Origin of the sequence: Pseudomonas sp. R62, from assembly GCF_000257605.1 — a bacterium.
In the GTDB taxonomy this organism is placed as follows: Bacteria; Pseudomonadota; Gammaproteobacteria; order Pseudomonadales; family Pseudomonadaceae; genus Aquipseudomonas; species Aquipseudomonas atacamensis.
Genome location: NZ_JH635999.1, coordinates 1,529,840 through 1,533,945, shown reverse-complemented (window position 1 = coordinate 1,533,945; position 4,106 = coordinate 1,529,840). Strand labels below are relative to the sequence as shown.

Here is a 4,106-nt window from a genome sequence, read left to right as displayed (position 1 = left end):
AAATTTGTATTCGACTCGATTTTTCAGGTCGATGAATAACGAAAAACACCCCGGTCAGTCCCCTCTCCCTCGGGAGAGGGCTAGGGTGAGGGGCTTTTGACTTTTATTACGCAGTTTCCAGCTCACGCCGCGCAGTTACAGCATTCTGCACCGCCGCCGGAATCGGCGGAAAATCCTCATTCAGCACACAGAGATGATCAATCGCATCTTCAAACTTCGCATCGGCTTTCTTGCGCAGTGCCCGGTATTGCTCAAAGCGTTCGAAGTCGGTCGGCGTCTGTTCCAGCAGCGCGTTGGCCGCTCGGTTCAGTTCGTGGGCTTCTTCGAACAGTTGACGATTGCGTTCCAGAGCCAGTGCTCTGCAAGCCTTGATTTGCGCAGGAGTCGAGCATTCGTTCATGACCGTGACCTTGTTTGTGTCGGGGTTCCGTTTAATAGGCTGTTCACCGCAGGGGAACCTAACCTGCCGGGCCGCGCTGATGATTGGCGCGGTTAAAGTTGTGACCGTTGGGTCGCGCCCGGCGATCCATTTTTTTGCAGAAAAATCTTCGATCATTTCCAGCCAAGCGCAGCGGCCGACGAATCAGCTTTTTCGTTGCTTCAGGCGTTCATAGCGCGCCAGCATCGGTTGTGTGCTGATGCCATGCAGCAGAATGCTCAGGGCCACCACCGACAAAGTGATGTCGGTGCAGACCTTGGCCACGTCTGAATCCAGGCCATGGTTCAGGGCGAAGAACAGATAGAACAGGCTGCCGATGCCGCGAATGCCAAACCATCCGATCAATAAACGCTGCGGCCCGCTGAGCAGATTGCCCCACGGCATCAGTGCCACGCTCAGCGGACGAATCAGGCAGAACAGCACCGCGCCGATCCACAGCGCCCGCCAGTCCCAGTGCGCTATCAGGACGACGCCGAGCAGGGTCACCAGAAACACTTCCATCGCCCGCTCGACCAGACTGCCGAACGCCAGCATGTCACCCATCATGATCCCCGCTGCAACCTGGCTGTCTTCCAGTTGCTCGGTATCGCCATGCACGGCGTTCTGCGGTTCGACGTTCTGATGACCGACCACCGGCTGCACCAGATGCTCGGCAGGTGCCTGGGTGATGCCCGTGGATTTGACTTCCTCCTGACGCAGCCCAAGGCCAGCAGCGAAGACCGCGAGAAAGCCGTAGCCGCCAATGGCGTCGGCGACCACGTAGGACAGCGCGATCAGCGCGAGGGTCAGGTAATCGTTGGGGCCGAGGGTGCTGTCCTCGTTGTGAATGCGCAGCAGCAGAGCGATGCGGCCGATGCCACGGCCCATCCAGTAACCGGTGAGCAAACCCGCCGGTACCGCCCACAAAAGGCTGCGAACCACCCAGTGCTGCCACTCGCCGGCGCTACCGTCACCGTGCAGCAACAGCAAACCGAGAATCACGAAAGGGAAGGCCACGCCATCGTTGAGCCCGGCTTCACCGGAGAGGCCGAACCGCACGCTGTCGACGTCCTGCGCATCATTGACCTGCACCAGCGCGGCGAGCACCGGGTCGGTCGGCGCGAGAATCGCGCCGATCAGCAGGGAAGGTCCCCATGGCAATTGCAGGCCCCAGTGCAACAGCAGGCACACGCCGATAATCGTCAGAATCATCACCGGCCCGGCCAGACCAAAAGCGATGCGCCAGGTCTTGTTGCCCAGCGGCAGGCGCAATTTCAAACCGCAGACGAATAAGGAAAACAGCACCGCGACTTCCGTCAGGTGCTCCATCCATAACGACGATTCTTCCAGCGGCAATTGCAGCAGGTCGAGGCCGCTGGGGCCGATGCCGATGCCCAGCAGCAGGCACACCGCCGAGGTGGTGACCGGCATCCAGCGCAACCATGACGACGTCAGGGCCAGCGTCAGCAGCACGGCGCCGAGCACCGCGACCCACACGCCGAAACTCATGACCGCTCACTGCGGTGAATTCTCAAGGAGAGGCGCACCGGCTCAGCTCACGGTCGTGCGCAGGTACTCGGGGATGAGCACGTTGAACCACAGCAGAATCATCGACACCAGCATGGTCACCAGCACCAGCAGGCCAACGCCCCACACGCACGCCGAATACAGCAGGCCCTGCTCCTTGCGCTCATGCATGAAGGTCGGCAAGCCGACGAACAGCAGAAACGTCGAATAGATCGACGCCGCGCCGAGCACCAGAATTGCCAGCCAGCGGCTCGGATACAGCCCGGCAATCCCGGCGAGGAAAAACGGCGTCACCGTGTAGGCGGCAAAACCGATGCATTGATTGAGCGTCGGCCGCGCATCGAATGATCGCGACATCCATCTGATAAACCCGCCGATAATCGCGACACCGGCGACGATCGTCACGTACAGCAACACGCTCAGTTGCAAGGCGCTGGCCGTGCTCAGGCGCACGTTTTCACCCACGGCTAGGCTCCAGCCGACCTGGGTGGTGCCGATGAACAGGCACACGGCCGGAATCAGCGCGAGTAGCAGCAGATGCGCGAGATAGTGGCGGGGATGGGTTTCCTCTTCGCGGCGGATATCGGTCCAGGCGAAGTTGGGTTGGGTGAAGAGTCTGACGAGGGGGGCGGACATGACAACCTCCTGTTCCTGTTGGCCCGTAGGCGCTTACAGGTATGGAGAGATGCCATGCCGCTCGGGTTCAGTTTTTCTGCTGCACGGTTACAGCATCGGTTTGCCGCCGGTCACGCCGTAGCGCTGGCCGGTGATATAGCTGGCTTCGTCGGAGGCCAGCAGCACGTAAATCGGCGCGACTTCCACCGGTTGGCCGGGACGGCCGAGCGGGGTGCTGCCGCCGAAGTTCTGCACTTCTTCATCGGGCATGGTCGAGACGATCAGCGGCGTCCAGATCGGGCCGGGTGCGACGCTGTTGACGCGAATTTCCTTCGGCCCGAGCATCTGCGCCAGGCCACCGGTGAAGTTGGCGATTGCGCCTTTGGTGGTGGCGTAGGCCAGCAGGGTCGGCTTGGGCATGTCCGAGTTGACCGAGCTGGTGTTGATGATCGACGAGCCGGGGCGCATGTGTTTGATCGCCGCCTGACAGATCCTGAACATCGCAGTGATATTCACATCGAAGGTCATCACCCATTCGTCATCGGGAATTTCTTCGAAGTTTTCGTGGGTCATCTGGAACGCGGCGTTATTGACCAGAATGTCGATGCGGCCAAAGCGCTCGACGGTCTTGTCGACCAGCGCTTGGCACTGCGCTTTCTCGGCGATATCGCCCGGCAGCAGGATGCACTGACGCCCGGCCTGCTCGACCCAGCGTGCGGTTTCCTTGGCGTCTTCGTGTTCATTCAGGTAAGCCACGGCGACGTCGGCACCTTCACGGGCGAAGGCAATCGCCACTGCGCGACCGATGCCGCTGTCGGCACCGGTGATCAGCGCAATCTTGCCGGCCAGACGGCCGGAACCGACGTAACTTTGCTCGCCGCAGTCTGGATACGGCTCCATCTTGCGTTGCGAGCCGGGCACCGGTTGGGCTTGTTTCGGGAAGGGTGGTTTTGGATAGTCAGTCATCGCAGGGTCTCCTGATTTCAAGGCCAGTGTTCCGGGTTGACCCGGTGGGTTTGCCTTGAGTTCGATCGGATTTGCGCTGGATTTAGTTGGCTATGCAAAACCAATGTGGGAGCGAGCCTGCTCGCGAAAACGGTCTGTCAGACGATAAATATGTCGACTGACAGTACGCTTTCGCGAGCAGGCTCGCTCCCACAGGGGATCACTTACACAGGGGAATCTCGGGGCAGGATCAGAGATTGCGGTTAGCCAAAGCCCGCTCCATCCGCGCAATCCCTTCTTCCAGCAACGCCCTCGGGCAACCGAAGTTCAAACGCACAAACTGCTGATGCCGGTCGCCAAAATCCAATCCCGCGCTCAGGCCGACCTTGCCCTGTTCGAGGAAGAACCGCTGCGGATCCGGCAGGTCCAGCGCGGTGCAATCGAGCCACGCCAGATAAGTGCCCTGCGGCACGTTAATGGTCACGCCCGGCAGGCGCGTGCGCACTGCGTCAACCAGCCAGTCGCGGTTGGCCTGCAGGTAGATTTTCAATTCCGCGAGCCACGGTCCGGCTTCGCTGTAGGCGACGCGGGTGGCTTCCAT

Annotated in this window: 4 protein-coding genes and 1 pseudogene; all 5 read right to left on the bottom strand. The window is 60.7% G+C overall.

From position 1 onward, the window contains the following. Positions 1–106 precede the first annotated feature (106 nt). Entirely contained in the window at positions 107–556 is a 450-nt protein-coding gene (locus OQK_RS24940; RefSeq protein WP_223631008.1) for a hypothetical protein, read from the bottom strand. 27 nt (positions 557–583) lie between these two features. Next, complete coding sequence (locus OQK_RS24935) at positions 584–1,927, bottom strand: cation:proton antiporter (RefSeq protein ID WP_016774824.1); 1,344 nt, start codon at positions 1,925–1,927, stop codon at positions 584–586. 42 nt (positions 1,928–1,969) lie between these two features. Then, entirely contained in the window at positions 1,970–2,581 is a 612-nt protein-coding gene (locus OQK_RS24930) for a Yip1 family protein (RefSeq protein ID WP_016774823.1), read from the bottom strand. Positions 2,582–2,668: 87 nt separating this feature from the next. Then, complete coding sequence (locus OQK_RS24925) at positions 2,669–3,526, bottom strand: glucose 1-dehydrogenase (protein ID WP_016774822.1); 858 nt, start codon at positions 3,524–3,526, stop codon at positions 2,669–2,671. 229 nt (positions 3,527–3,755) lie between these two features. Beyond that, positions 3,756–4,106 (bottom strand): annotated as a pseudogene (locus OQK_RS24920) (aminotransferase); the annotation flags it as partial.